Raw genomic sequence first — 26231 nt, forward strand, 5'->3', positions numbered from 1 at the left:
CAAAATCATGGACAAGTCAACGATGTACACTCATGTCGGCGATGAAAACAATCGCATTTTACTTATAATGTGAAATAATACATTTTAAGCGTATGGCATACTTCTTTAAAATGAAATTTAAATTTTAAATATAGTATGGAAAGAAAGGAAGGAAGGAAGGCTAGTCTATGAATTGGTTTAAAAAGTTTCCTGTTTTTCAATAGCTTCGTTAACATAAAGAGCAATTTCGCAGACCATAAGTGCAAGAATGAGGACGAAACAAATACAGCCTCTTGATAGAATGAGAAACATCACCTATTAGGAGGCTATATTTATGAACAAAATCCAGCAATTTCATGCACTTCATACTTCAAAGGAACCTTTATTTTTGGGGAATGCTTGGGATTTGCTATCTGCCGTGGCTCTGGAGAAGGCAGGCTTTAAGGCGATAGGTACAACGAGTTGGGGGATTGCCAATACACTTGGGTTTGCAGATGGAGAGCTTATTGATTTTGACCAGCATATAAGCATCATTCGCACTATTGCAGAGCATGTTCAAGTTCCTGTGTCGGCAGATATTGAAGCAGGATATGGGGAGGATGCGGCAACGATTGTCGAGCATGTATTAAGGACAGCCGATGTCGGAGTGGCGGGGATTAATATTGAGGATTCATTAAAACAGCAAAAGGGACTTCGAGAAGTGAGGGCGCACAGTGACCTGCTGTCCAAAATAAGAGCTGCCTTGGATGTTCATGGGTTTAAAGAGTTTTTTATAAATGCGAGAACGGATACATTTTTGCAGATGGAGACTCCACTTTCGGAGACCATAGAAAGGGCCAAAGCGTATGTGGATAGTGGTGCTGACGGAATTTTTGTTCCAGGTTTAAAGAGTGATGAAGAGATCAGAGAGGTTGTATTTCATATACATGCTCCGCTTAATGTTTTATCTTTGCCAGGTCTGACGAATGTCCGCCAGCTTCAGCAGTTAGGAGTCAAACGGTTTAGCTTTGGAAATGCGTTTTCTGATAAGATAATAGTTGCTTTGCAAAAGAATGCGGAACAGTTGATCAACCTTCAAGATACTTCAGATTTATATGAGGATTTTGCAAAAATCCCATAAGCGACTTCCAATGAACAATATATAGATCGAAATGGTTTAGTTCGTCTATATATTGCACTTCGGAGCGACTGGAATCGAATTTTACAAAATCCTGAACTATATGAGTATGAACTAGAGAAAGGACGGATTCTTTGATCATGGCTAAACCTAGTCTTTCTTTTGAAGAAATGTGGGAGAAAATTATAGCATGTGATCGTAAATATGACGGGGTGTTTTTTACCGCTGTGAAAACAACCCGTATATATTGCCGACCTTCCTGTCGATCCCGAAAGCCGAAAAAAATCAATGTCGAGTTTTACTTTGATGTGGACACCGTGGAAAAAGCGGGTTTTCGCGCTTGCAAAAGATGCCAGCCTCATACAGATCATTCGCCGTATATCAGGCTTGTCCAGAATGTGATAGCTTTTTTAATCAATCATTATAAAGAAAAACTAGTATTGCAGGATATTGCGGATCATGTTGGAATAAGCACTTTTTATTTGGATCGGATCTTTAAACAAGAAACCTCGGAAACCCCGCGTATGTATTTGGAAAAAATAAGAGTAGATAAGGCAGCTTATCTTCTTAAAAATACAGATCTTACGAATCTTGAAATTTGCTATGAGACAGGCTTCCAAAGTCCCTCCAATTTCTATAAGTCGTTTCGCAACTTGAACCAATGTTCTCCTAGTGAGTATAGAAATTTGAATAAGGATTAGAAAAGGAAGGTGGATATCCTTAATGAGCAAGTTATACGTATTAAATTATGTATCGCCGATTGGAGAGATAGAGATACGGGGCACCAATGAGGATGTCTATTCCATTATGTTCTCTAATCGGAATGAGCCTTTAACGATGCTTACAGAAGAAGCTCCAATCCAAGTATTAGAGGAATGCGCCAGCCAGCTTGACGAGTATTTTAAAGGTGAGCGCTTTGAATTTTCGTTTCCTTATGCTTTTGAAGGTACGGACTTCCAGCAAAAAGTATGGAATGCGCTGGTGACCGTGGGTTACGGTACAACGACAGCTTATAAAGATATTGCTCTCGCTATTGGAAACGAAAAAGCAATCCGAGCCGTTGGCAGTGCGAATGGCAAAAATAAGCTGAGCATTGTGATTCCATGTCACCGAATTATCGGATCAAATCAGAAACTAACTGGCTATGCAGGTGGCCTATGGAGAAAAGAATGGTTGCTCCAGCATGAGAAGCGTTGTCTGAGATCATAAGGAGGGTTCATGGATGAGAGAGACATATTTAAAAGAGTTTAAGCCGGAAAGCTGGGTCAACATGGTTCAGATCTATCAGGAGCGATATGATCAGGTAGATCCGGCGATAAGGGCAAAGGTAGCCAAAAGTAAAATTCCAAAGGAGATTCAGATTGTGCTGCTGCCCGACATGGGCGAGTATTTGCTAACTTGGATGGATAAAAAGGTTCCCGCACTTGGTCACGAAACACCGTCGGATTATTTAAAAAGCGAAGAAGGGACCAAGGCACTGAAGGCAGCCATTCTACGTATGCCGCGTTAAACCAACTGACTCAAGGAAATACATATGAACATTGAACATTGGCTAGAAGTGAAGCCAACTAGGTTTGTCCAAACCCAATAAAGCTGTACAAAGGGAGCCGTTGCCCGGCTCCCTTTGGCGATCACAAGCAACCTATGATAAAAGAGTCCTAATTGGCTGAAAGCTCACTCTCCGTCACCCATTTATGATTTTTGACAGGCTCTCCTCCTGTAGTCGGCGTATAGTCTACCATATATACGGTCGTTGGCTCGGCGGAATCTATGATAGCCTTAGCCCCATCCATCCCCTTCATGTGGTCTGCCGCCAGAATAACTTCTGTGCCAGGTGCATAGGGCTCGCTGCCCGCATCCTTAATCTCTTCATGAATAACCCACTTATGATTATTCACTTTTTCTCCTCCAGTGGTTGGTGTATAGGAGACTGTATAAGCAGTAGTCGTATAAGCACCCACAACCGTGGCCGTAGCGCCCTTCATGCCTGCCATATGATCGGCTTGAATGGTCGCTTGGCTGCCAATTTTGAAGGCTGGGTTTTCAGCTTCTTTTAGTCCAGCAGGAAGCTCACTGGAGGTGGAATGGTTCATATCTGATGCGTCATGCTGTTGACTGCTGCTTGTCGTATGCTCCTGGGCTGGCGTGTTACTGTTCCCGCACCCACTCAAAATAATCATGACTGCACCAGCAAGTAAAGTCCATTGTATTCTCATATTCAATAGCTCCTTTAGGGTTATATTCTCACATTCAAATATACCCATAGGGGGTATGTTTGAAACGGAATTATTTTACAAACTTGTGAAGTGCTTTGTTTTCAAGTGGAGAGCCCGAAGCGACCCCCTTTTTAGTTTTGCGGAAGATACGTAATTTAAATGTTGTTGACAGTGAATAAAAAATCATTGTAATATCTACAAAACATATCAAATTACTATGTTTTAAAAGTTTTAAATATTTTAACTCACCAAAACTAGACCATATCAAGGAGCAGGGGGAGACTCAAAATGAAGAAACAATGGATTTCATTTATATTGCTGCTGGGCGTAGTTGTGCTTTTTATTTCAGGCTGTGGCAGCAAGAATACGTCGGGCAGCGTTGCGGACGAAGAAAAGAAAACACTGCATATCGGCTTTAATCCCGGTCCATATAGCGATCAGTTTAAGAATGGTGTGGCTCCATATTTGGAGAAGAAGGGGTATAAGATTACATATAAAGAGTTTACAGACGGGGTTCAGCCCAATGTAGCCGTGGCTAATGGAGATATTGATGCCAATGTGTTCCAGCACTCGCTCTATCTGGATTCAATGAATAAGCGGGAGAATATTGATCTGGTTGGTGCTGTGCAAGTTCCGACTCCTCCAATGGGATTGTACTCCAGTAAGCATACCAGCCTTGACGAAATCAGTGCTGGAGCCCAAATCAACCTGCCCAACGAGCCAGTCAATATGCTGCGTGCGCTGAACATTTTGAAGGAAGTAGGTTGGATTACCTTAAAGGACAATATCGATCCATTGCAAACTTCGGTGAACGATATCACCTCTAATCCGCATCATCTACAATTTGTTGCTACCGACCCGGCACAAGGGCCACGTGCATTGGAGGATGTTGATTTTGCGGCTATACAAGGGAATTTTGCTGTATCGAATGGAATGAAGTTAACCTCAGCATTAAAGCTTGAAAAACTGACAGATCCATTCACAAATGTGGTAGCTGTGGACAGCAAGAATAAGGACAAGCCCTTCGTCAAAGACATTATTGAGGGATATCATTCCGATGAATTCCAAAAGTACATCCAATCGAATCCTGTGTATGAAGGCTACAAGCTGCCAAGCTATTTTAAATAACTGAGGTATTATCTTATGTGGGCTGACTTACCTAGTCTGTATCTTATGGATAGAAGGTGGAGATAAACGTGATTTTTTCATCCTCTGATCTCGTCAAGGCTCTGCCTGACAACTATTTTAGCGCAATTGATGACAAAGTGAATCTGTATAAAAGCAAAGGAATAGATGTAATTAATTTGGCAGCCGGCAACCCAGATCAGCCAACACCACCGCATATCATCAACGCTTTGAAGGAAGCGGTCGATCAACCGATCAATCAGGGCTACCCGCCTTTTCATGGGAAAAGAAGCACGCTGGAGGCTGTCGCTGCGTTCTATCAACGGGAGTATCAGGTGGAGCTAGACCCTGACCGGGAAGTTGCTGTATTCAATGGCTCAGCCATAGGTGTAATGGGGATTCCGCAGGCATTGCTGAATCCCGGTGATTGGTTGTTGACCACCGATCCGGCATATCCCCAATATTATTCCGCTGCTGCGCTGGCAAGAGCTCGTATTCATACGATTCCTCTGGATGAGAAACATGGATTCTTGCCGGACTATACAACCGTACCTGAAGAAATCGCAAAGCAGGTCAAACTGCTCATGATTAATTATCCGAACAATCCGACAGGAGCGGTAGCTTCCGTAGATTTCCTGACGAAGACACTGGATTATGCTGCTCGGCACCAGTTTCCGGTTATGAATGACTTTGCATATGGTGCTCTTGGATTTGGCGGGCATAAGCCGATTAGTCTATTGCAAATCCCTGGCGGCAAGGAATATGGTGTCGAGACGTATACAGCTTCCAAAACGTATAACATGGCTGGATGGCGCTTTGGCTTTGCGGTTGGGAATGCGTCCGTTATTGGTGCGCTTAAGCATTATCATACGCATGCCTACAGCACTGTTTTTGGCGCGGTACAGGATGCAGGAGCTGTCGCATTGCTGGGCACACAGGAGCCAGTACGGAAGCTCGCGGCGTTATATGAGCGGCGACGTGATGTTCTCATTGCAGCGTTACGAAATATTGGCTGGGATGTTGCCGCTCCCCAAGGGTCTTTTTTTGCCTGGTTCAAGGTGCCGGAGGGGTATACATCGGCTTCCTTTGCAAACTTTTTATTGGACGAGGCGCATGTTGCGGTTGCCCCTGGAGAAGGGTTTGGTCGTGCAGGAGCTTCTTATGTGAGGGTCAGCCTGGTGAACAGTGAAGAAAGACTGCTAGAGGCGGTACAGCGCATCGCAGCAACGGGTGTCTTTCAAGCATAAAGAATAAGCTGGAATAAAAGAAATTCATGGAATGAGAGCGCAAATCAAAAACGTTTTTTCTTCGGCTTGCCATACTGGTTAATGAGAGTTCGAAGTTGTTTCCCGGCTTGATTCAGTTCCATATCGTTCAACACATAATCGGTGCTGACTTCCCAGGTGCTGCGGTCATTCAGATGAAAAATAAAGGTGGGGAAACGAGGGCGCAACCATTTGCGGATGGAGGCTCCCTCGAATTCAACTTTAGTGATTGCAGACCACGGGACAGTTCGAATACCGTCGGAAATACTGTGTTCATCAAAGATGAACAGGAAGGTATCCATACGAAGCGTTCTGTTCAAACAGACCACCAAATAACTACCAAAAAAAGGAAGTCCAATCATAGCAGACGTAATAAAGAAGAAGATTTGCAGAGCAGAGATATCTTCGTCGATAAAAATGAGCAACAGTAAAAACAGACAAATCAGCACAAACATCAAGCTACCAAGGGCTTTCCAAAATGCCAGAGATCTGCGATATACAATTTTATCCACGGAATACCGCCTCGTCGGGTACAAACCCCTGAATGAAATGAGTGATCCGTTCTCTCCATTCAGATTCAGTCACACTTTCAATGCGCAGACATGGGGTGGCCTGCATATCCAGTTCTGTATTTCTTACGATCCACACATCATTCGTTCCTTTAAGAACAAATAGCAGATTTGTAACGGAAGGCCCCTCTTCATCCGTGTCCGTGTATACCATCTGGCTCAAATTATCGAGGCTGCAGTGATTACGATTAAAATCTTCTCGCCAGTCTTGTATCATTTGCTCAGCCGACTCTTGAAGCTTCCACGTTGCCATTTGCTGCATCGTGAAGTTGGATGAGGTTAACTCATTCCACTGTTCTTCTGTCAGATCGACGTATCGGCTGTGTGCATTGAAGTTTGGGGAAAACAGGTCGAATAATTGATCAATGTCGTGATGCCAGTCTTCTGGGGAAGACCAGCGAAAGAAATGGAGTTCATTGTGGCTGGAGAGGTGATACAAAAAACGGCCATTTCCATGGTGTATCGTTAATGTATTTTGCTTGTCCTGTTGCTCCTTGTATCCACGCAGCATTTGGCGGCTTTGTACCAGATGAGCCAGCATGTCAACAATGAACGTATCAAATTCAAGCTGCTGTTGCTCGTCATCCTGCTGTTCCAACAAGCCCTTGGATACCAGGCTATGTGTTGCAGCATGAAAAAGCAGTTCCCAGCGATCCTCCGTTAGTTCCCCGTAATAGGATTGGAGCAGACCCGAAGCCATATCCTCTGCACCCAGTGCAGTCAAGGCAAAGCCTAGTTCCTCAAGCGTTAAAATTACCGTTTGTTTGTCCATAGTCAGGCTCCTTCTCTATCTGTTAAGTGTATGTTATTTAAATAGTTTGCTGGCCCAGCGTATCCCTTTTTCGGCGAACTTGGCGACTTTTCCACCTGCCCAGCTTCCCACTGTACCGCCAACGTATGCACCGACGGCTGCACCAACCGGACCGCCGATAGCACCGCCTACGGACCCCAAAACGACAGCACCGCCATAAGTTGCGGCAGTTTTGATCGCTACGTTAGAAGCAGATACAGCCACATCCGTTCCGGTAAGCTTCCCACTTTTCCATTTTCCAGCCAGACTGATGCCCTCGCCCACAATATTCATGGTGGCATTAATAGGGTACAGCTTTTTGGCGATCATGCCGGGAATTTGGCGGGTGGCTATGCCGTAACGTCCTTTTTCCACCCCGGCGATAACGTTGCGCGTCCACTGAGGAAAGCTATTGGCTTTGTTGAATCCAAGGCCGAGCTTACCCATTTGAAGCTTTCCGGCTAAACGGTCAAAGCCCTTCAAACCTTTCATGACAATACCTGGTTTAGCGAATTGGCGGTTTATGCTTTTGCCCAAATTACGCATAAAAGCATTGTTACCTTTGCCTTTCACCCATGCCGCATTATGTATAACCGCCCGAGTGGGATTTTTCAGACTTTTTTTGAATTCTACTGTTTTGGTGAGCACAAGTGTGGAAGCCAGACCGCTATAGATCGCTGTCCCGGCAAAGCCCAGTTGCCCCCGCCATTTATTGGCCTCTGACAGGCTGTTAATGGCTATATCTGCTGGATCGTTTCCTCTTTTTTCGGAAGATGCTCCTTCATTGCTCTTAATCTGCCCGCTCTGATTACCTTGGTTAACCCCTGTGTCTGCTTGGGTATCTGTTTCCTTGAATTTTACTGCAATGGAACGCAACTCTGTGCTGACAGAACCGACCGTTTGAGTAAAAGCATCCATTTGTCCACGTGCTTTATGAAAATCCTGATAAAAGCGTTGCTGTGTCGTTCCTGCCCAGCTATTCTCTAGCATTTGAATTTGCTGTGACAGTTGTCCGCAAATTTGTGCTCCCAGTTCACGTGCCTGTGCGAACTGCCTGGAAACCGCCTCTAGTTTCTCAGGAGGAACCATAATTTTAGCCATGATGTCCACCTCGGATGATTAAAATAATTACTTAATATTTTAGTGATTCTAGCGGTGGTTAGCAAAAAAAGGAGGGGGTTTTTGTTAAAAATAAGTCATTTGTATGAGTTCATGAGGGGGTATAAGGGAAAATAGTAGGAGTTGTTATGATTCGAAATTCTTACATGTTACTCATAAAGAAGATGAAAAAAAGCCTCTCTGTTCAAATGGAGCTTTCCATAAGAATGAGAGGCCATCATGCATAGAAGCTACTATATAATGTGCGACACTCTAGCTTATTTTAAAGGAACCTGCTTGGACAGCTTTTCAAACTGCTGCAAGTGAGGGGTGATCTTGGCGGTAATCCCTTTGAGATATTTGATGGCCGCTTGTCTTTGACGTTCTTTGGTTGCGACCTCTTCAGGGAACATGGAGTATTCCTTTTGAACGGAGCCATTTTTATAATTTACGGAGAAAAGCTCTCCTTGCTGCCACCTTTGGACCAGATCCTGATTACTGTGCAAAATATTTAGCACTTCTTTGCCATTTTTATAAGTAAAGCTGTAGTCTGGATCGGCTACAGCATGGATCACTTGGTAGCCGTTCTGTAATCCATTGTTCTGAAAAGTACCGACTTGGATTTCATTCGAACGTATCGTTCCGTCCGTTTGCGTCACTTTATCAGTCTGCGTACCCTTGCCACTTATGGTGTCATTGCTCCACGTTCCGCTATATACGACTTTATGATGTTGTCCATCTGCATCCGTGTATTGATTTATATATTTCCCAGTACCTGATCGCTTGCCATTCACAAAATCACCCGAATACTGCTTATATTCGCTCCATTTGATCGTACCGCGCCCGTGTGGCTGACCATTCTCAACCTCTCCATAGTAAGTAGCCTGCCCGGATAACTGAAGCAATTCCTTGGTTGCAGCTGCATTCGCTGCAGGTATATTTACCAACAGCGCTCCAGAAATCAGCGATGCAGACACCATAATAGGCAGGGACAAAGCCTTTCCTTTTTGCCAAAGTTTTTGCATCATGAGTTCTCCCCTTTCGAAGCTTTGAGTTTCTACGAATCATGTTCAACGACCCAGCACTTTTAACCTATTTTGTGCTTGGTGGTTTATAGTTTAATATAGATTGAGAATTATAGGAAACTATAAAGTAAAAAATAGGTAATAAGGAGGAGGGATTTTGATTTTACCTGAATGTGGAAGTGAGGATGTATCGAGCATCCTTGCCGTAGAGTTGGTACAGAAGCCTGTGAAGACCATAAAAGGAATCCATCAAGTGGAGCCAGATGCTAATATCTATTGGCTGATTGATGTGGAATTCAGTGGTTTTACGTTGTCAGATGAAGATATTTTGCAATTGCTTAAGGGGTATATTGTGTATGGGCATGTCCATGATTTGCAGATATGGACTAGTGTGGGACGCAGACCGGCAGGCGAATGCCATTATGATAAAATCTGTATTTGTATGGATATATTCGATAATGTAGAGATGCAGATTCGATGGGAAGAAGCCAAGGTTACTGACTTTATGAACACACTGCCAGCGCGATTTGAGGAGAAGGGTACCGTTCGTGTGCTTCCTCGGGAGGACGCTGCTCATGCACGTGCAAAAGCGGAAAAACTTCAAGCATTTGTAGATCAGGAAGGTGAGAGGGAACACACTGTCATGCTTAGGCTGGTAGCAGATCAAGGTCAATCTTACCGTGGAGTGGACATCTGGGATGTCATGCTCAGCCTTGGAATGGAGTGGGGAGATATGGATATTTTCCATGCACACCATCACGGTCCGGGAGGCTATGATGAACTATTTAGCGTACATACGGGAACCGATCCCGGCTTCTTTTGGTTGAGTACACTCGCAGAGGATCGCTTTGCAGATTTGATTTTCAGTATGGATGCGGTACGAACGGTGCAGCCGCAAGCTGTGTTTGAGGCGATGTGGAAAGGTGCCGAATATGCGCGCGCCAGACTCGGTGGGACATTAGTGAATGAACAGGAGCTGCCAGCTGTACAGGAAGACTATCTGCGCCAGATTCAAGAGATGGAAGACCGCTTAAGTGAGTTTGGTTGTAGAGCAGGCGAGGATGTTGTGATGTTTCTATTCTAGGTTAGAAAGGAGTGATTTCGTTGTCCAGCAACTCCATTGAGAAGCTAAGAACGATTCTAAGACGTAAAGCTACTATTTTCCATACAGGGGGACGCAGACCGTCGGGTTCCCTTGATCAGAGCTGGATCGGTAGAGTCACAGTAGCTTTACCGACAGAGGAACAGCCGATTGATGTACAGGGAAATGTTATGGCTCCGATCATGCAATTGTATCTGCCTGCTATGCCTTTTGTTCCTCAAGCTATACTTGATATCAAGCTGTTGACAGTCTTCCTGTCTCCCGATGTACTGGATCATGAGGATATGGAAGGATATATGTGTATTCGTGAGTATACGTCGGTAGAGGATTTGGTTGAAAAAGATTTTGGTCCGGCATTTATGCAAATCAAAGCATTTCCGCTGTTCCCCGAGCTCAAAGAGAATGATTATCCAGTCTGGGATGGGGAAGATATTCCTGAGGAATACGGCGATGCCCTCAATGATATGGACGAGGAGGAGCCCGACTATTTTGAGGACATCGTAGAGGACATATATGCGGTTCACAAAATGGGTGGCTATCCCAGCTTTATTCAATCGGGCATCGACTTTGGCGAAGGCTGTGAATTTGTGTTTCAGATTGCGTCAGATGCCAAAGCCGAATTGAATATTGTCGATGGGGGTAGCTTTTATTTTGCCAAGCATCAAAATGAAGGAACCTGGCGAGGTTACTTTGATTTTTATTAATAAGCTCATGTAGGGAAGAGCCTGGAAGCGATCGTTTTGTACAGCATGGTTCGAATACTTTTGAGTCTATCGAAGTTTTCCTGAAAAGTAACTCCGGCATGTTGTTGCAAGCCTTCTTCGAAATCTTTTTTATAATGGAGCATAGCTTCCGGGTAAAGGCCAATGATATGAATTTGATTCCATGTCGGAAAGGCGTCATGATGGTGCCACACTTCCAATGTTTCAAGGGCAATCATCATGTAGCACCACTTTTTATGCTCAAGAATGTTTCGCATGGCAGGGCCGTTATTGTGAATCATAATGTGCCGAAATTCATCCAAATATGGGGCTTGCACATCTACATATTCAACAGCAAAAAAGGGCTTGAATGCACGCCGCTGTACATGTTGCGGTGGTGTGGGGTAATTCGATTGGGGCGTGCTGATCATCAATTCGCTGCGTACCTCTATTTCTATTGGGAAGCCTGTCAGCTGTTGCTTTAACTTCACATATTGCTCGGCGACCGATTTGCTTTCAACTTGTAGAAGCAGCAGGAAGTTCCATGAATCGAATTCTCCGCGCTTTTCTGCCGTCAATCTGAATCTGTAGACTTCATAGCCTTGGATCGTATGCTCAACCATACATTGTTCCAAAAATGGTTTGACATTTATATTAAAATATTGAATGTACCGTGACATGGATAATTTAGGAATACGATAGCTTTCAGCCAGATAGAGTTGGTGATCAACAGACTGCATGACCAATCTCCCTTCTGTTTTATATTAGACTATCCTATCTTATCATTTGTTTATAATTTTCCATACATTGTCATGTTCAGTGTGAAACGATATACTCGTAATTTAGAAACTATTGAAATGAGGTAAAAAGATATGAATGTTTTAGGTCAGTTAGGATCTGCTATCCAGAGCAGCCTATTTATTCAATCCGAACTGAAGAAAGCACATGCATTGATTCAAAAGCACGACCTGCCTGTAGAGCAGGTGGAAGATGATTTTCACAAGCAAATTATCTTGCTGGAGCAATATGCTGGCACTCGCATTTTTCAGCAAGGGCTTGCCAGATACAAAGTAATCAATGCAATGCTTATGATCCTATCTGTGATTATATTGCTGGCAGCAGTTATCGTTGCAGTGGTGGAATATTTGCAGCCGGAGCGGCATCTGCTGCAAGTGTTGGCGAATGCCATGTTTGACCACTGGGTTCCCTCTATTACGATACTTAGTGTTGTATTTGTGGGTGTGATCGTTCTTGCCATCGTGAGAAATGTTTATGCCAGACGATTACATACGCGTGTGCTGGATCGGTCCTGGCAGGCCATTTTCCATCATGTGGACAAACGAGGATAAAGAGTAGCTGTAGAAGATTGGCATATCAGTTTAAGGAGTGGCAGCAATGAATGACTGGGAATCGGGCATCATTCAAGTTGATAATGAGCATGCGATTTATTCTTCTTTAACAGAAGAGCAGTTGTTAGAGACCGATTTGTACACGAAATATTTTCATTCTGTAAGAAAGCTAGGGAATGATTACATTTGGTATCATTTTGATCAGGTTCCTTTGCTGCACCGGTATTTTTTTGTGTCTGTATGCTTTAAGGATACGAGTCTAGTGGTTGTGGAGATTTCACTCCAAGGCAATGAATTTCCAACTTCATGGGATAATTGGTCTGAAGAAGGGGAAAGAAAGCGTCAAAGGGAGCATGATCGTTTGTTACAACAACATTTGTCCGTAAAGCCAAACTATCGTCAAACCAAGCCTTACCCCTATATGGAATATGAACTTGACTGGGGGAAAATCTCTTCTTATTTTGACCCGCGGTCGGGAAATACGGCCGTTGCTTTTAAGTATAAAGGTGAATAGCGATCTTGTAGGTGAGACTGTTGGGATAAGTAAGGAGAAGTGTGATGGATAAAAAAGCAAAGAAAATACTCATGAACACTTTCTGGTCCAGCGGCTGGAAGCAGGAGCGAGGACCCTTTTCGGGTGAGGATTTTGAATATGCCAAAAGCAAGGGCTTGATGTTCGATCCGATCACCATTACACATGATGAGATGATAAAAAGGTTATATGAGCTGCATCAGCAAAAGGCTACAAAAGAGCGAGTGGCAGCGGCGTTTCTGCACAGTCTTTCCACGAAAAAGGTTCATTTGCGAAGCGCCTTATCGAGCTGGGCATTAACCGCAAAACTGCCTATGCATACCTATGGGGAGCGACCTGTCGTCCTGCCCAATTACAGCAGCTGTGGGGATTGTAATTTTCATAAACTAATGTCCGATAAGGAATACGTCAATAAGGATTTGAATGTGCTGAATTTTGAACGGATCAAATGGGGCGGTATTCGGCTGAATCACCTTCTTTACTGCTGGATGGACCTTGAATTGTTTAGTCAAGAAGAGGAGTTCCAGGTTTCGGATGAGGATCTGGCTATCCTTCATAACATGCTGGAAGCCGTTCAGGACTGTGAGGCTCAGAATGGTGCGCGGCAATTGGAGAAGCGCTGGAAAGATGTGTTCCCATCCAGCAAAAATGAACGCGACGTGGTTATGGAGGTATGGGGATATGCTGGCTTGCTGGCACCACGGGACACACCTCGTAGACGCCGCGGCGGCAATGATGATTTTTATTCGGTAGCAGCCTGGCAAGGAGATGACGGATACTCCCAGGAAGCGCTGGACTATTATTTTGGTACGTTTTTATAAAGAAAGTGAAGGTTTATCTTCAGGTTAGGCTATTCCCCCAAACAAAAAAGGGAACTCCCTGATTGGTTCAATTGGACAGAATACTTAGAATTAAAGTAGGGTGAAAAATTGAATTTTGGGGGAATGGATGATGAGTCGATTAACCGAAGCTATAAAGATGTTACACATTGTGAAAAAAGGATCAAGGCTTTGAAAGGGATCAGTAGATACATCCCCAATCAGCATGGAGCCTGGGCAATGCTCATTCTTCCATTTTTGTTTGGCTTAGCTGCTTCTCCAAAACAATTCATTCATATACCTCTATTCGTATGCTGGTTTTTTATCTATTTATTTAGTTTTCCTGTTCTTCAATGGATCAAAACGGGAAACAGTAAAAGATACCGTAAACCTGTTGTTATATACGGAGCAATACTCCTTCCTCTTTTGGCTTCTCTAGTATGGGTTAAACCTGCGTTGATCTGGTACGGAGTTCTGCTCCTGTTCTTTTTTATGGCTAATATGTATTACGCCAAAATGAAGAATGAGCGTGCTTTGTTAAATGACATTACCGCGATTCTGCTTTTCTGTTCTTTTATATACCCTGTTGTTCATATTGGAGAAGGTGGAGATTGGACATTAACCACAGAGCTATTTTTGCTGTTGGTATGTTATTTCATAGGAACGGCTCTTTATGTTAAAACGATCATCCGTGAAAGAAAAAATCCACGTTACTATTATGCGTCTATTATCTATCATCTGATCATTGTGCTGTTGGCCGCCTGGATCAAGGTGTTTTTGGTTATTCCATTTTTAATTTTGTTCATACGAGCTATATGGCTTCCTAAATTCGAGTTAAAGGCAAAGCATGTAGGCATGGCTGAAATTGGATTTTCATTGATGCTCTATGTATCTGTGCTGTTGTTATATTTTTAAAAAGGAGAGACATCAATGATATCTTTGCAAACGCCACGAGATTATCGCGTAGACCCGTTTATCGTCATTTGGGAGGTAACGAGAGCTTGCGCATTAAAATGTCTTCACTGTAGAGCGGAAGCCCAATATAAGCCTGACCCTCGTCAGCTGACATTTGAAGAGGGCAAAAAGCTGCTCGATCAAATCGCTGAAATGAATCAACCACTGGTGGTTTTCACAGGTGGAGATCCGTTATCGCGTCCTGATTTATTTGAGTTGGCTCAATATGCAATTGAGGAGAAAAAGCTATCGGTTTCCATGACTCCCAGTGCTACCCCAAAAGTGACAAGAGCAGCGGTCGAAAAAGCAAAGCAGGTTGGCTTATCACGATGGGCTTTTAGCCTGGACGGTTCATGCGCGGACATTCACGATCATTTTCGCGGGACTGTGGGTTCTTACAATACGACTATGCGGGGAATTGGATATTTGAAGGAACTGAACATCCCTATCCAAGTGAACACCACCGTGTCCCGATACAATCTTCATGATCTGGAGCGAATTGCAGAAAAGGTAAAGGAAATGCAGGCGGTGTTATGGAGCTTGTTTTTTCTCGTTCCAACCGGGCGTGGTATGGAAAAAGATATGATTACTCCTGATGAGCATGAGGCTGTAATGAAGTGGTTGTATCAGATACAGCAACAGATGCCCTACGGTGTAAAGGCTACCGAAGCACCTCATTATCGAAGGGTTGTCCTACAGGAAAAGCACAAAGCAGGACAGCATAACACAACGTCCGAACAAAAAAGGGCAGATGTCTTGGGACGCGCCCCGAAAGGCGTAAATGATGGAGATGGATTTGTTTTTATCAGTCATATCGGCGAAGTGTACCCGAGTGGTTTCCTACCTCTAACTTGCGGGAATGTACGAAAGGATAGTTTGGCCCATATTTATCGGCACTCTCCGATTATGAACCATCTTCGGGATAAATCTCTGCTTAAAGGCAAATGTGGAGTTTGCGAATTCAATACAGTCTGTGGAGGCTCCAGAGCAAGGGCTTTTGCCATCACAGGAGACTATTTGGAGAGTGACCCTTATTGTGCATATATGCCTGGAGTGGGGAAGGAAACGTGTGCTCATGAATAAAAATGCTAAAAGAGTTGTTATCCTTGGTGGAGGAATAAGCGGTTTAAGTGCTGCCTTTTATGTGAAAAAGTTAGCGGAGGACAGGCAGCTTGAAGTGGAGATTACACTGGTGGAGAAAAGCGACCGTCTGGGAGGAAAGCTGCAAACGGTTCGCCAAAACCATTTTATGATCGAAAAAGGACCGGATGCTTTTCTGGCCAGAAAAACAGCTATATTGGATCTGACTATGGAATTGGGGCTGGAAGCCGATTTGGTGTCAACAAACCCGAAGGCCAAGTCGGCCTCCATTTTGCATAAAGGCAAGCTGCATACTATGCCAATGGGCTTTATTTTAGGCATTCCAACAAAGTTAACTCCCTTCATTCGGACAGGGCTAATCTCTCCACTGGGAAAAGCGCGCGCAGCCCTGGATCTAATCATTCCAGCCAAGCAAGGCGATACGGATGAATCTCTGGGGGATTTTATCAAGCGACGTCTAGGTAAAGAGGTGTTGGAGCAGATTACTGAGCCTTTGCTATCTGGTATTTACGCTGGCGATACGTATTCTCTTAGCCTCAAGTCAACCTTCCCTCAATTTAAGCAGATGGAACAAAAGCATCGAAGTCTGATTATAGGTATGGCTAAAGGGGCAGGGAGAAGATCGGGTGCACCTAACAAATACCCAGAAATCGCCAAGAAGAGCATGTTTCTTTCCTATCAACATGGATTATCGACCATCGTGGAGCGGTTAAAGGAAAAGCTCGACACCGTCCATTTTGTGATGGGACAGCGTGTGGCTGAGGTGAGAAAAGAGGACGGTTATCAAGTAGTACTAGACCATGGGCAAATCATAGATGCAGATGCAGTGATCTGCGCTGTTCCAGCCTTTGAAGCGGCCACATTATTTTCCGATATCGCAAGTGTGAGCTGGCTCCATAAGATTAACTACGTTTCGGTAGCGAATATTTCCCTTGCGTATAAAAATTCAGACCTTGATCTTGCCTATGAGGGAACTGGATTTTTAGTTCCCCGCAAAGAAGGAAAAATGATTACGGCCTGTACTTGGTCATCGACAAAGTGGAGCCATACCGCACCTGAAGGATATACACTCTTACGGACTTACATTGGGCATGCAGGCGCACAGGGATGGGTTCAGATGACAGACGATGAACTTGTAGCTGCGGCGCGCAAAGACCTGAAGGATTTAATGGGAATCGATGCTGAACCTGAATTAACTGAAGTCAGTCGGTGTAATCAATCCATGCCACAATATCCGATAGGACACAAAGAGCAGATGGCGAAGGTGAGACATGATTTGTCACAGGATTTTCCGCGTGTATTTTTATGTGGTGCTGGTTATGGAGGGGTTGGCATTCCGGATTGTATCGCTCAAGGCAAAGAAGCAGCTGAACAGCTGGTCTCAGATTTTTTATAATCAGGCTCTTTCCACGAGTGAAAAAGGGATCGCCCTAATTGGTTCAGCCTTGAGAGAGACATAAAATGAGAGTTAAGTATAAAACTGAAGTAAGATGGGGGAATGAAAATGAGCCAGTTAACGGAAGAAACATGGGTAGCGGACATTGTAAAAGAAGTACCCAAAACAAGTGACTTGTTCCGTAAACTACGGATTGACTTCTGCTGTGGCGGAAAAATATCGCTCCGTGAAGCGGCTGCCAGCCGGGGGCTGCACGCTGGTGAACTGCTGGCGCGGGTGCATGAAGTGGAGGAAAATCAGGCACAGCATAAGCAAATGCAACCCTCCTCACTAGAACCCAAAGAACTGATCGCCTATATTCAGGATGAGTATCACACAAAGTTGTGTGAAGAACTAGCGGCGCTCACACCGTATATTACCAAGCTAACACGGGTTCATGGCGAACGCTATTCGCACCTGAAGCGAGTGAATGAACTTTATACCTTGCTTAAACAGAAGTTAACGGTACATATTCAATTCAAGGAAAGTCTTCTGTTTCCGTTGATTCAAGCGTTTTTTCAGGACTCGACGTTTGAGCGTGTGGACGCACTTCTTTTTCACTTATCCGAGTTGCAAGACGAGCACCAAGCGGTTGTGGATTTACTGCAGGAGCTGCGTTTGATTACCAATGGCTTTGAGCCGTTACAGGAAGCTTGTGGCACACATCGACTTGTATTGAAGCGTTTGGAGGATCTGGAAGCGGACATTTATAATCATATTCTTCTTGAGAATTGTACACTAGTTGAACGTACCAGACAGGCACAACCCCATTCATAATGAAACCTATCACTTCATGACAGGCTAGACGTAAGGAGTCAAACAAAAATGAAAAAAATTATTAGACATAGCCAGGCACTCTTTTTTGCTTTTTGTGTTGTGTTATTACTAGCAGGGTGCGGTGCGGGGCAACAATCAGCTTCAAGTGGTAGCAGCGCGGTCCAGAACGAGGTCTCCGGCCAGGATTCATCGAAAAAGGTAGAAACTGTTGAGCTGACCATTTCCGCAGCTGCGAGCTTAACAGATGCACTCAAAGAAATCCAGACATTGTACGAATCATCCCATAAAGGTATTCAATTGAATTTCAACTTTGGTGGTTCTGGTGCACTGGAAAAGCAGATTGAGCAAGGAGCTCCATCGGACTTGTTTTTGTCTGCTTCGAAGAAAAACATGAAGTCTCTCGTAGATCAGCATTTAATAGAGAGCAATAAACAAAAAACATGGCTGACGAACGAGTTGGTAGCGGTGCTCCCTGCTGACGGGACGACGAGCATCACGAGTGTAAAGGATGTAATGCAAAAAGAAGTGAAAAAGGTAGCAATCGGTATTCCTGAGAGTGTTCCTGCAGGCAAATATGCACAGGAAGCACTGACGAACGTTAAGCTTTGGGATGTGTTACAAGACAAGCTCGTTCAGGCAAAAGATGTTAGACAAGTGCTGCAATATGTAGAAACGGGTAACGCAGATGTCGGATTTGTGTATAAGACAGATGTGTTAACTTCGCAAAAGGCGAAAATTGCTTTTGAGGTGGACTCTAAAACTTATTCAACGGTTGAGTACCCTATCGGGATCATCAAAGCTTCCAAACACATCCAAGAAGCCGAAAGCTTCTATGAATACCTTCAATCGCAAGAATCTCTGAACATTATGGCTAAGTATGGATTTACCATACCGAAGTGAGCATGCAGGCTATAGATTGGAGCGAATATTGGCCTCCGATTCGATTATCGTTACAGATTGCACTGTTATCCAGCGTTTTGGTGATCCTATTAGGCTTGTTTGCGGCATGGTCCATGTCGCGGTTAGGATTATTTAAAGGGAAAACACTCGTTGAAACCGTGCTTATGCTGCCTTTGGTGCTCCCGCCGACGGTAGTTGGATTTTTACTGCTAATCTTACTCGGACGAAAAAGTGGGTTTGGACGTTTGGTGGAGTATTGGTTTGGCGAGCCTATTGTATTCTCATGGTGGGCTGGGGTCGTGGCCGCGGTGGTTGTGGCTTTTCCCCTAGTCTATCGGACACTGAGAATGGGATTCGCTGCAGTGGATCGGGACTTGGAAAACGCGGGGCGCTCGATGGGGGCAAATGAATGGCAGGTCTTCCGATATATCACCTTTCCTTTGATTTTCCCTTCTTTTAAAGCGGCCTTTATACTTGGTTTTGCCCGTGGGCTGGGCGAGTTCGGTGCTACGCTGATGATTGCCGGAAATATTCCGGGTAAAACACAAACGATTCCTACAGCCATCTATATTGCAGTGGATTCTGGTCATCTTCCTATGGCCTGGGCTTGGACATGCTCTATCATATTCATTTCCTTTATAATGCTCCTGTTAACAGGCCAAAAGAACAATTAATCTATTCATACAAGCTTCCCTCTGGTAGAGGGGGGCTTTTTTTGTATCTTTCCTTAGAACGAGGGATTTTCTATAGCGCTATAGGACATTCCCTAATGGGAACGGAGAGGAATGAATTTCATAATGAGAGTAAGCGAATGAATCTTTCCCATGGGCTTGCGACGGACTGATTCATTCTGAAAAGGAGCGTTGATCACCGATGAAAAAGAAATACAGTCTCAACTTCTTCAAACCAATCGAGAGCTATTCCGGAAATTGGTCAATCCTTGAAGAAAAAAATAGAGAATGGGAAAACGTGTACCGCCAGCGTTGGTCTCATGACAAAGTGATTCGTACGACGCATGGTGTTAACTGTACCGGCTCCTGTAGCTGGAAGGTTTTTGTTAAGAATGGCATCATCACTTGGGAAAATCAGCAAATCGATTATCCCTCCTGCGGTGCAGACATGCCGGAATTTGAGCCGCGTGGATGCCCGCGTGGTGCTTCATTTTCCTGGTATGAATACAGCCCGTTACGTGTGAAATACCCATATATGCGCGGTAAGTTATTGCGACTATGGCAAGCTGCCCTCAAGGAGCATAGCAATCCGGTAGACGCATGGGCCAGCATTGTGGAAGACCCGGAGAAAGCCAAGCTCTACAAATCGGCTCGCGGCAAAGGCGGGCATGTTCGTGTGGCTTGGGATGATGTTCTACACCTGATTTCGGCGCAATTAATTTATACCATTCGTAAGTACGGTCCTGACCGGATCGCAGGCTTCACACCCATTCCAGCGATGTCAATGATAAGCTACGCCTCGGGAGCGCGGTTCATTTCATTGCTTGGTGGGGAAATGTTGAGCTTTTACGACTGGTATGCTGATCTTCCGCCTGCTTCTCCCCAAATTTGGGGTGAGCAAACGGACGTACCTGAATCCTCAGATTGGTACAACGCGGGCTACCTGATCATGTGGGGCTCGAATGTGCCGCTTACCCGGACGCCGGATGCCCACTTTATGACGGAAGTACGCTATAAAGGAACCAAGGTCGTATCCGTGGCTCCGGATTTGGCGGAAAATGTGAAGTTCGCTGACAACTGGCTTGCACCCAATCCGGGTACAGACGCCGCTGTGGCACAGGCGATGACCCATGTCATTCTGGATGAGTTCTACCAGGAACGTCAGGAACCCATGTTCATTAACTATGCCAAGCAATATACAGATATGCCATTCATGATTCTGCTTGATCCCCACGAAGGGGCCTGGAAAGGTGGACGTTTTCTGCGGGCGAGTGATCTGGGAGATGCTTCACAGCACGCAGACTGGAAACCGGTCATATTCGATGAAGTAGCAGGGGAAATGATGGTCCCGAACGGTACAATGGGACAGCGCTGGGAGCAGGATAAGAAATGGAATCTGATCCTGGAACGGGAAGATGGAACCAAGGTTGAGCCTGCGCTCACGGTGGAAGGTCATGACGAGCAATGGGAAGAAATCGTATTCCCTTATTTTGATAACACAGGTAACGGAACATTCAAACGTGTCATTCCGGCGAAAAAAGTACGTCTGGCTGATGGTTCAGAGCGCTTCGTAGCCACCGTATATGACTTGATGATGAGTCAGTATGGTGTCGTTCGCAATGATAGCCCTCATAATGCAAAGGATTATTACGATGCAGCTTCTCATTACACTCCTGCCTGGCAGGAGAAGATCACGGGAGTCAAGGCATCGGTCGTAGTGCAAGTTGCTCGCGAATTTGCTCAGAACGCTATCGACACTCAAGGACGTTCCATGATCATTATGGGGGCGGGGATCAATCACTGGTTCAACAGTGACACCATTTATCGCTCCATCTTGAACCTGGTCGTACTGACGGCTTCCCAAGGTGTTAACGGTGGAGGCTGGGCGCATTATGTAGGTCAAGAGAAGTGCCGTCCTATTGAAGGTTGGTCAACGATTGCCTTTGCCAAAGACTGGCAGGGACCGGCTCGGTTGCAAAATGCTACTTCGTTTTTCTATTTTGCAACAGAACAGTGGCGCTATGAAGAAAGCGGCACCGACACATTGAAATCGCCGACTGGGGGAGAGGTCAGTTACCAACATCCGGCGGACTACAATGTACTTGCTGCACGGTTGGGCTGGATGCCTTCTTACCCGCAGTTTAATAAAAACAGCCTGCTATTCGCCGAAGAGGCGGCGCAATTAGGCAAGAAGTCAAACGAGGAAATCATTAACCACACTGTGGAAGAGATTAAATCGCGTAAGACCCGTTTTGCTATTGAAGATCCAGGGGCAGCGGAGAACTTCCCGCGTTCGCTCTTTATTTGGCGGTCCAACCTCATTTCCAGCTCGGCCAAGGGACAGGAATATTTCATGAAGCATTTGCTCGGAGCCTCCGACGCGCTGCTTGCCCGGCCGAACGAAGATCAGAAGCCTGAGGAAATCGTCTGGCGGGAAGATGTGGAAGGAAAGCTTGATTTGATGGTCGCACTTGATTTCCGGATGACCACAACACCGTTGTACGCGGATGTCGTACTTCCGGCGGCAACCTGGTATGAGAAGACGGATTTGTCCTCGACAGACATGCATCCGTTCGTGCATCCATTTAATCCTGCGGTAAATCCGCTTTGGGAATCACGTTCGGACTGGGATATTTACCGTCAGTTGTCTGAAACCTTCTCGAACATGGCCAAAGAGCATCTACCGGGAATATATAAAGACCTTGTAACTGCACCGCTTGGGCATGACTCCATAGGCGAAATTGCGCAACCGATGGGTCTTATAAAGGACTGGACGAAAGGCGAGGCCGAAGCTGTGCCGGGTAAAACCATGCCTAATTTCAGCATCGTAGAACGCGATTATACCAAAATACATGATAAATACGTCTCGCTCGGTCCAAATTTGGCTACTGGAAAAACGGGCGCGCATGGCGTTAGCTTCTCGGTAGCGGATGAATATGAGGAATTGAAGAAGCTGAACGGGGTTTATTACGATGAGTCCATCAAAGATGGACTACCGAAGATCCAGACAGCTCGCCAAGTGGCTGATACGATTCTTCATCTTTCGTCTGCAACCAACGGTCGTGTCTCGCAAAAAGCCTACGCAGAGGCGGAAAAGGATCATGGTGTGAAGCTGATGGACATCTCAGCCGACCGTGCCGCCGAGAAAATCACGTTCCAAAGCATTACAGCGCAGCCGCGTGAAGTTATACCGACACCGGTATTCAGTGGCTCTAACAAACAGGGACGTCGCTACTCGCCATTTACCACGAATATTGAGCGTCTCGTTCCGTTCCGGACTTTGACAGGAAGACAGCATTTCTATATCGATCATGAAATCTTCCAGCAGTTTGGGGAGTCGCTGCCTATCTATAAACCGACTTTGCCACCGATGGTATTCGGCACGCGTGATCGGGAAATCAAGGGTGGTCAGGATTCACTTGTGCTTCGTTATCTGACTCCACACGGGAAATGGAATATTCACTCCACCTACCAGGATAATCAGCATATGCTTACGCTATTCCGCGGAGGTCCTACGGTATGGATCAATAACGAAGATGCAGCAACTCATGCTATTGCCGACAATGACTGGCTGGAGGTGTACAACCGTAACGGTGTCGTAACCGCCCGAGCAGTTGTCAGTCACCGGATGCCAAGAGGAACGATGTTTATGTACCATGCACAAGATAAGCACATTCAAGTGCCAGGCTCCGAAATCACGGATACACGCGGGGGCAGTCATAATGCGCCAACAAGAATTCATCTCAAACCGACCCAGATGGTTGGTGGATACGCTCAGCTTAGCTACGGATTCAACTATTACGGTCCGATCGGCAACCAGCGCGATGTGTACGTAGCGGTACGTAAAATGAAGGAGGTTAACTGGCTTGAAGATTAAAGCTCAAATTGCCATGGTCATGAACCTGGATAAATGTATTGGCTGCCATACGTGCAGCGTGACGTGCAAAACAACTTGGACAAACCGCAAAGGTGCGGAATATATGTGGTTCAACAACGTGGAAACGAAGCCTGGTATTGGTTATCCAAAACGCTGGGAAGACCAGGAACAGTATAAGGGGGGCTGGCAGCTTCGCAAAGGGAAGCTTGAACTGAAGTCAGGGAACAAGCTGTCCAAGATAGCGCTCGGTAAAATTTTCTACAATCCCGATATGCCTGAAATGAAGGATTATTATGAACCCTGGACTTACAATTATGAACATTTGACCAACGCCAAAGAGCAGAAGCATTCTCCGGTAGCACGTGCACAATCTGCTGTAACAGGTGAAAAAATGGATCTGAATTGGGGACCAAACTGGGAGGATGATTTGGCAGGTACCCATGTGACAGGCCCTCTCGATCCCAATATTCAGAAAATTGAAGAAGAGATTAAATTCAATTTCGAGAAGTCGTTCATGCTGTATCTTCCTCGGCTTTGCGAACACTGTCTGAATCCAAGCTGTGTCGCATCCTGCCCTTCAGGTGCCATGTACAAACGGGACGAGGATGGCATCGTGCTTGTGGATCAGGAAGCATGTCGCGGCTGGAGATATTGCATGACGGGTTGTCCTTATAAGAAAGTGTACTTCAACTGGCAGACGAACAAAGCAGAGAAATGTACCTTCTGCTTCCCGCGCGTAGAAGCCGGGTTGCCGACCGTCTGCTCCGAGACGTGTACCGGACGAATTCGTTACCTTGGCGTTCTATTGTATGACGCGGATAAGGTGCAGGAGGCTGCTTCTAAAGAGGATGAGAAAGATCTGTATAAAGCACAGTGTGATTTGTTCTTGGACCCAAGTGATCCAGCGGTAATTGCGCAGGCAAAAAAAGATGGGATCTCGCAAGATTGGATTGAGGCTGCGCAGAACTCACCGGTCTACAAGCTTGCTATTGAGTATAAGCTGGCATTCCCGCTTCATCCGGAATACCGCACGCTGCCGATGGTCTGGTATGTACCACCACTTAGTCCGATCATGAATTACTTTGAAGGGAAAGACTCCATCGAGAATCCAGATATGATCTTTCCAGCTATCGAAGAAATGCGCACGCCTATTCAGTATCTTGCCAATATGTTGACGGCGGGCGACACCCAGACGGTGAAAGAATCGCTGCAGCGGATGGCTATGATGCGCTCCTATATGCGTGCCCAGTCCACAGGACAATCTTTCGATGAAAGCCGTCTGGAACGCACCGGCATGACAGCACGTCAGGCCGAGCAGATGTACCGGCTTCTGGCTATTGCCAAATACGAGGACCGTTTCGTTATTCCAACATCGCATAAAGAGGGTTATTCTAATCCATATCGCGCCCAAGGAGCTGCTGGTTACGGTGATACCTTAGGGAATATGGAAGGTTGTGGAGTTGGAGGAGCTGGCTGTAGCGGTTGTAGCCTGGCAAGCTCCACGGGAATGGAAGAGCCTTCGAAATCAGGCAAGCAAATGTATGAAGAAAACTTCTACGGGGGTATTTGGCGTGATTAATGTAGCGAAACTGTATGAATTCAAGCCTTCATTCGGGTTTTTCGCCCAACAACTCATGTACCCGGAAAAGCTGGATTTTCATCCGGCTTTTCTGGAAGCATCATTTGATCCGGATCATCCTGCGTATACGTATGCTCATAAGTACTGGTCTCTTATGCAAGAGTTTAGTATGGAAGAGATCCAGGAACTGTATACAGAAACCTTCGATTTTCAAAAAAATTGTGCACTATATATGACTTACTTCAAGTTTGAAGATGCAAAAGAAAGAGGACAAATGCTGGTCAAGTTAAAGGTTCTCTATGAAATGTATGGTCTTGAAATGCCAGATGGTGAGCTGCCGGATTATCTGCCGCTCATGTGTGAATTCCTGTATGCCGCCGAATGGGTACAGGATGCAAAGACGACAGAAAATTTCCGCATGCCGATCGCGATTTTGGAAGACGGCACTTATCATTTGCTTAAAGCGCTGGAAAAAATGGAAAGCCCGTATTTTCATCTGGTCAAGGGACTGCGCGAAACGCTTAAAGCTTGCGTAGAACAGGAGGCAGTCACGCTATGATGATGGAGCAGTTTTTATGGGTCATTTTCCCTTATATGTGTGTGGTCATTTTTATCGTAGGCCATATCTTCCGCTATAGAACGGACCAATTCAATTGGACGGCAAAATCGAGCGAATTTATTGAAAAGAAACAATTGATGATCGGAAGCCTCTTATTCCACCTGGGGATCATTCCAGTTATTTTCGGTCATGTGTCTGGTCTGGGTATACCCAAAACCTGGATGCATGCACTGGGGGTAAACGATCATCTATATCACATTGGAGCGGTCTATATTGGTGGAATATTTGGAGCCATGACGTTCCTTGGGATGTTGATACTTACCTCTCGACGTTTTACAATTCGTAATGTGCGTCGTTTAAGTACAGCTTCTGATTTGATTGTAAACGTATTGCTGTTGGCGCTTGTGTGCATGGGGATGTTTGCCACACTCGTAACGAATGCGGTTCAGCCGGAATTTGATTATCGGGAGACTATCTCGATCTGGTTCCGCGGTTTGTTCATATTCCGTGTTGACCCTACACTGATGAGAGACGTACCGATCTCGTTCAAGCTTCATGTCCTTATGGGTTTTGCGATTTTTGCATTCTGGCCGTTTACCCGGCTTGTACATGTGTGGAGTGTTCCGTTGAATTATGTACGCAGAAGTTATATCCTTTACAGAAGACATAAATCAAACTAGGAAAGCGGGCCC

Annotated in this window: 27 protein-coding genes; 21 read left to right on the forward strand and 6 right to left on the reverse strand. The window is 45.3% G+C overall.

The window, feature by feature from the left end:
* Positions 1-313: 313 nt before the first annotated feature.
* The 4 genes from G7035_RS15715 (at position 314) to G7035_RS15730 (ending at position 2606) form a co-directional block, all read left to right on the forward strand.
* On the forward strand, positions 314-1099 hold the full coding sequence (locus tag G7035_RS15715) for an isocitrate lyase/PEP mutase family protein (RefSeq protein WP_017426842.1): 786 nt from the start codon (positions 314-316) through the stop codon (positions 1097-1099).
* A 137-nt stretch (positions 1100-1236) separates the two neighbouring features.
* The gene (locus G7035_RS15720; RefSeq protein ID WP_019688208.1) at positions 1237-1797 is read left to right on the forward strand and encodes a bifunctional transcriptional activator/DNA repair enzyme AdaA; all 561 of its coding nucleotides are present in this window, start codon (positions 1237-1239) and stop codon (positions 1795-1797) included.
* Between the two features lie 22 nt (positions 1798-1819).
* The gene (locus G7035_RS15725; RefSeq protein ID WP_019688207.1) at positions 1820-2305 is read left to right on the forward strand and encodes a methylated-DNA--[protein]-cysteine S-methyltransferase; all 486 of its coding nucleotides are present in this window, start codon (positions 1820-1822) and stop codon (positions 2303-2305) included.
* Positions 2306-2318: 13 nt separating this feature from the next.
* Positions 2319-2606: an antitoxin Xre/MbcA/ParS toxin-binding domain-containing protein gene (locus tag G7035_RS15730; protein WP_019688206.1), complete on the forward strand. Its 288-nt coding sequence runs from the start codon at positions 2319-2321 to the stop codon at positions 2604-2606.
* Positions 2607-2754: 148 nt separating this feature from the next.
* On the opposite strand, the gene G7035_RS15735 is transcribed toward G7035_RS15730, so the two are convergent.
* Positions 2755-3312 carry a YdhK family protein gene (locus G7035_RS15735; protein ID WP_019688205.1) on the reverse strand — a complete coding sequence of 186 codons (558 nt, stop codon included), beginning with the start codon at positions 3310-3312 and terminating at the stop codon, positions 2755-2757.
* Positions 3313-3600: 288 nt separating this feature from the next.
* On the opposite strand from G7035_RS15735, the gene G7035_RS15740 reads away from it, so the two are divergent.
* Both G7035_RS15740 and G7035_RS15745 read left to right on the forward strand, forming a co-directional pair.
* A complete protein-coding gene (locus G7035_RS15740; protein WP_019688204.1) occupies positions 3601-4440 on the forward strand; it encodes a MetQ/NlpA family ABC transporter substrate-binding protein in 840 nt (279 codons plus the stop codon).
* 68 nt (positions 4441-4508) lie between these two features.
* The gene (locus G7035_RS15745) at positions 4509-5684 is read left to right on the forward strand and encodes an aminotransferase class I/II-fold pyridoxal phosphate-dependent enzyme (protein ID WP_019688203.1); all 1176 of its coding nucleotides are present in this window, start codon (positions 4509-4511) and stop codon (positions 5682-5684) included.
* A gap of 44 nt (positions 5685-5728) precedes the next feature.
* Here G7035_RS15745 and G7035_RS15750 read toward each other — a convergent pair whose 3' ends face one another.
* The 4 genes from G7035_RS15750 to G7035_RS15765 all read right to left on the reverse strand — a co-directional run bounded on the left by G7035_RS15750 (position 5729) and on the right by G7035_RS15765 (position 9184).
* A complete protein-coding gene (locus G7035_RS15750; protein WP_019688202.1) occupies positions 5729-6214 on the reverse strand; it encodes a DUF5381 family protein in 486 nt (161 codons plus the stop codon).
* The gene (locus G7035_RS15755; protein WP_019688201.1) at positions 6207-7043 is read right to left on the reverse strand and encodes a hypothetical protein; all 837 of its coding nucleotides are present in this window, start codon (positions 7041-7043) and stop codon (positions 6207-6209) included. The genes G7035_RS15750 and G7035_RS15755 overlap by 8 nt, the downstream gene beginning before the upstream one ends.
* Before the next feature lie 33 nt (positions 7044-7076).
* Positions 7077-8162 (reverse strand): WXG100 family type VII secretion target, encoded by a 1086-nt coding sequence (locus G7035_RS15760; protein ID WP_019688200.1) that lies wholly within the window; start codon positions 8160-8162, stop codon positions 7077-7079.
* A 275-nt stretch (positions 8163-8437) separates the two neighbouring features.
* Positions 8438-9184 (reverse strand): MORN repeat-containing protein, encoded by a 747-nt coding sequence (locus G7035_RS15765; RefSeq protein WP_019688199.1) that lies wholly within the window; start codon positions 9182-9184, stop codon positions 8438-8440.
* A gap of 157 nt (positions 9185-9341) precedes the next feature.
* On the opposite strand from G7035_RS15765, the gene G7035_RS15770 reads away from it, so the two are divergent.
* Both G7035_RS15770 and G7035_RS15775 read left to right on the forward strand, forming a co-directional pair.
* The gene (locus G7035_RS15770) at positions 9342-10268 is read left to right on the forward strand and encodes a cell division protein ZipA C-terminal FtsZ-binding domain-containing protein (RefSeq protein ID WP_019688198.1); all 927 of its coding nucleotides are present in this window, start codon (positions 9342-9344) and stop codon (positions 10266-10268) included.
* 11 nt (positions 10269-10279) lie between these two features.
* The gene (locus G7035_RS15775; RefSeq protein ID WP_230877311.1) at positions 10280-10990 is read left to right on the forward strand and encodes a DUF1963 domain-containing protein; all 711 of its coding nucleotides are present in this window, start codon (positions 10280-10282) and stop codon (positions 10988-10990) included.
* Positions 10991-10995: 5 nt separating this feature from the next.
* On the opposite strand, the gene G7035_RS15780 is transcribed toward G7035_RS15775, so the two are convergent.
* The gene (locus G7035_RS15780; protein WP_016821802.1) at positions 10996-11727 is read right to left on the reverse strand and encodes a hypothetical protein; all 732 of its coding nucleotides are present in this window, start codon (positions 11725-11727) and stop codon (positions 10996-10998) included.
* Between the two features lie 132 nt (positions 11728-11859).
* Here G7035_RS15780 and G7035_RS15785 point away from each other — a divergent pair, with 132 nt between their 5' ends.
* The 13 genes from G7035_RS15785 to narI all read left to right on the forward strand — a co-directional run bounded on the left by G7035_RS15785 (position 11860) and on the right by narI (position 26219).
* Positions 11860-12336, forward strand: coding sequence for a DUF6097 family protein (locus tag G7035_RS15785; protein WP_016821801.1), 477 nt, complete (start codon positions 11860-11862; stop codon positions 12334-12336).
* A 46-nt stretch (positions 12337-12382) separates the two neighbouring features.
* Complete coding sequence (locus tag G7035_RS15790; protein ID WP_016821800.1) at positions 12383-12850, forward strand: hypothetical protein; 468 nt, start codon at positions 12383-12385, stop codon at positions 12848-12850.
* Between the two features lie 44 nt (positions 12851-12894).
* Positions 12895-13689, forward strand: coding sequence for a hypothetical protein (locus G7035_RS15795; protein ID WP_016821799.1), 795 nt, complete (start codon positions 12895-12897; stop codon positions 13687-13689).
* 123 nt (positions 13690-13812) lie between these two features.
* The gene (locus G7035_RS15800; protein ID WP_039269172.1) at positions 13813-14601 is read left to right on the forward strand and encodes a YwiC-like family protein; all 789 of its coding nucleotides are present in this window, start codon (positions 13813-13815) and stop codon (positions 14599-14601) included.
* A gap of 15 nt (positions 14602-14616) precedes the next feature.
* Positions 14617-15723 (forward strand): TIGR04053 family radical SAM/SPASM domain-containing protein, encoded by a 1107-nt coding sequence (locus tag G7035_RS15805; RefSeq protein ID WP_016821798.1) that lies wholly within the window; start codon positions 14617-14619, stop codon positions 15721-15723.
* Positions 15716-17137 (forward strand): protoporphyrinogen oxidase, encoded by a 1422-nt coding sequence (gene hemY / locus G7035_RS15810; protein WP_019688195.1) that lies wholly within the window; start codon positions 15716-15718, stop codon positions 17135-17137. The genes G7035_RS15805 and hemY overlap by 8 nt, the downstream gene beginning before the upstream one ends.
* Before the next feature lie 108 nt (positions 17138-17245).
* Positions 17246-17953: a DUF542 domain-containing protein gene (locus G7035_RS15815; RefSeq protein ID WP_016821796.1), complete on the forward strand. Its 708-nt coding sequence runs from the start codon at positions 17246-17248 to the stop codon at positions 17951-17953.
* Positions 17954-18001: 48 nt separating this feature from the next.
* The gene (modA, locus tag G7035_RS15820) at positions 18002-18853 is read left to right on the forward strand and encodes a molybdate ABC transporter substrate-binding protein (RefSeq protein WP_019688194.1); all 852 of its coding nucleotides are present in this window, start codon (positions 18002-18004) and stop codon (positions 18851-18853) included.
* Entirely contained in the window at positions 18850-19527 is a 678-nt protein-coding gene (modB, locus tag G7035_RS15825) for a molybdate ABC transporter permease subunit (RefSeq protein WP_019688193.1), read from the forward strand. The genes modA and modB overlap by 4 nt, the downstream gene beginning before the upstream one ends.
* 199 nt (positions 19528-19726) lie before the next feature.
* Positions 19727-23401: a nitrate reductase subunit alpha gene (locus G7035_RS15830; RefSeq protein ID WP_019688192.1), complete on the forward strand. Its 3675-nt coding sequence runs from the start codon at positions 19727-19729 to the stop codon at positions 23399-23401.
* Positions 23391-24980, forward strand: a complete 1590-nt coding sequence (gene narH, locus G7035_RS15835; RefSeq protein ID WP_016821792.1) for a nitrate reductase subunit beta — start codon at positions 23391-23393, stop codon at positions 24978-24980. Before G7035_RS15830 ends, narH begins: the two co-directional genes overlap by 11 nt.
* The gene (gene narJ / locus G7035_RS15840) at positions 24973-25539 is read left to right on the forward strand and encodes a nitrate reductase molybdenum cofactor assembly chaperone (RefSeq protein WP_019688191.1); all 567 of its coding nucleotides are present in this window, start codon (positions 24973-24975) and stop codon (positions 25537-25539) included. Before narH ends, narJ begins: the two co-directional genes overlap by 8 nt.
* Positions 25536-26219 carry a respiratory nitrate reductase subunit gamma gene (gene narI, locus G7035_RS15845; RefSeq protein WP_013372381.1) on the forward strand — a complete coding sequence of 228 codons (684 nt, stop codon included), beginning with the start codon at positions 25536-25538 and terminating at the stop codon, positions 26217-26219. Before narJ ends, narI begins: the two co-directional genes overlap by 4 nt.
* Positions 26220-26231: the final 12 nt, after the last annotated feature.

Origin of the sequence: Paenibacillus polymyxa (assembly GCF_015710975.1) — a bacterium.
In the GTDB taxonomy this organism is placed as follows: Bacteria; Bacillota; Bacilli; order Paenibacillales; family Paenibacillaceae; genus Paenibacillus; species Paenibacillus polymyxa.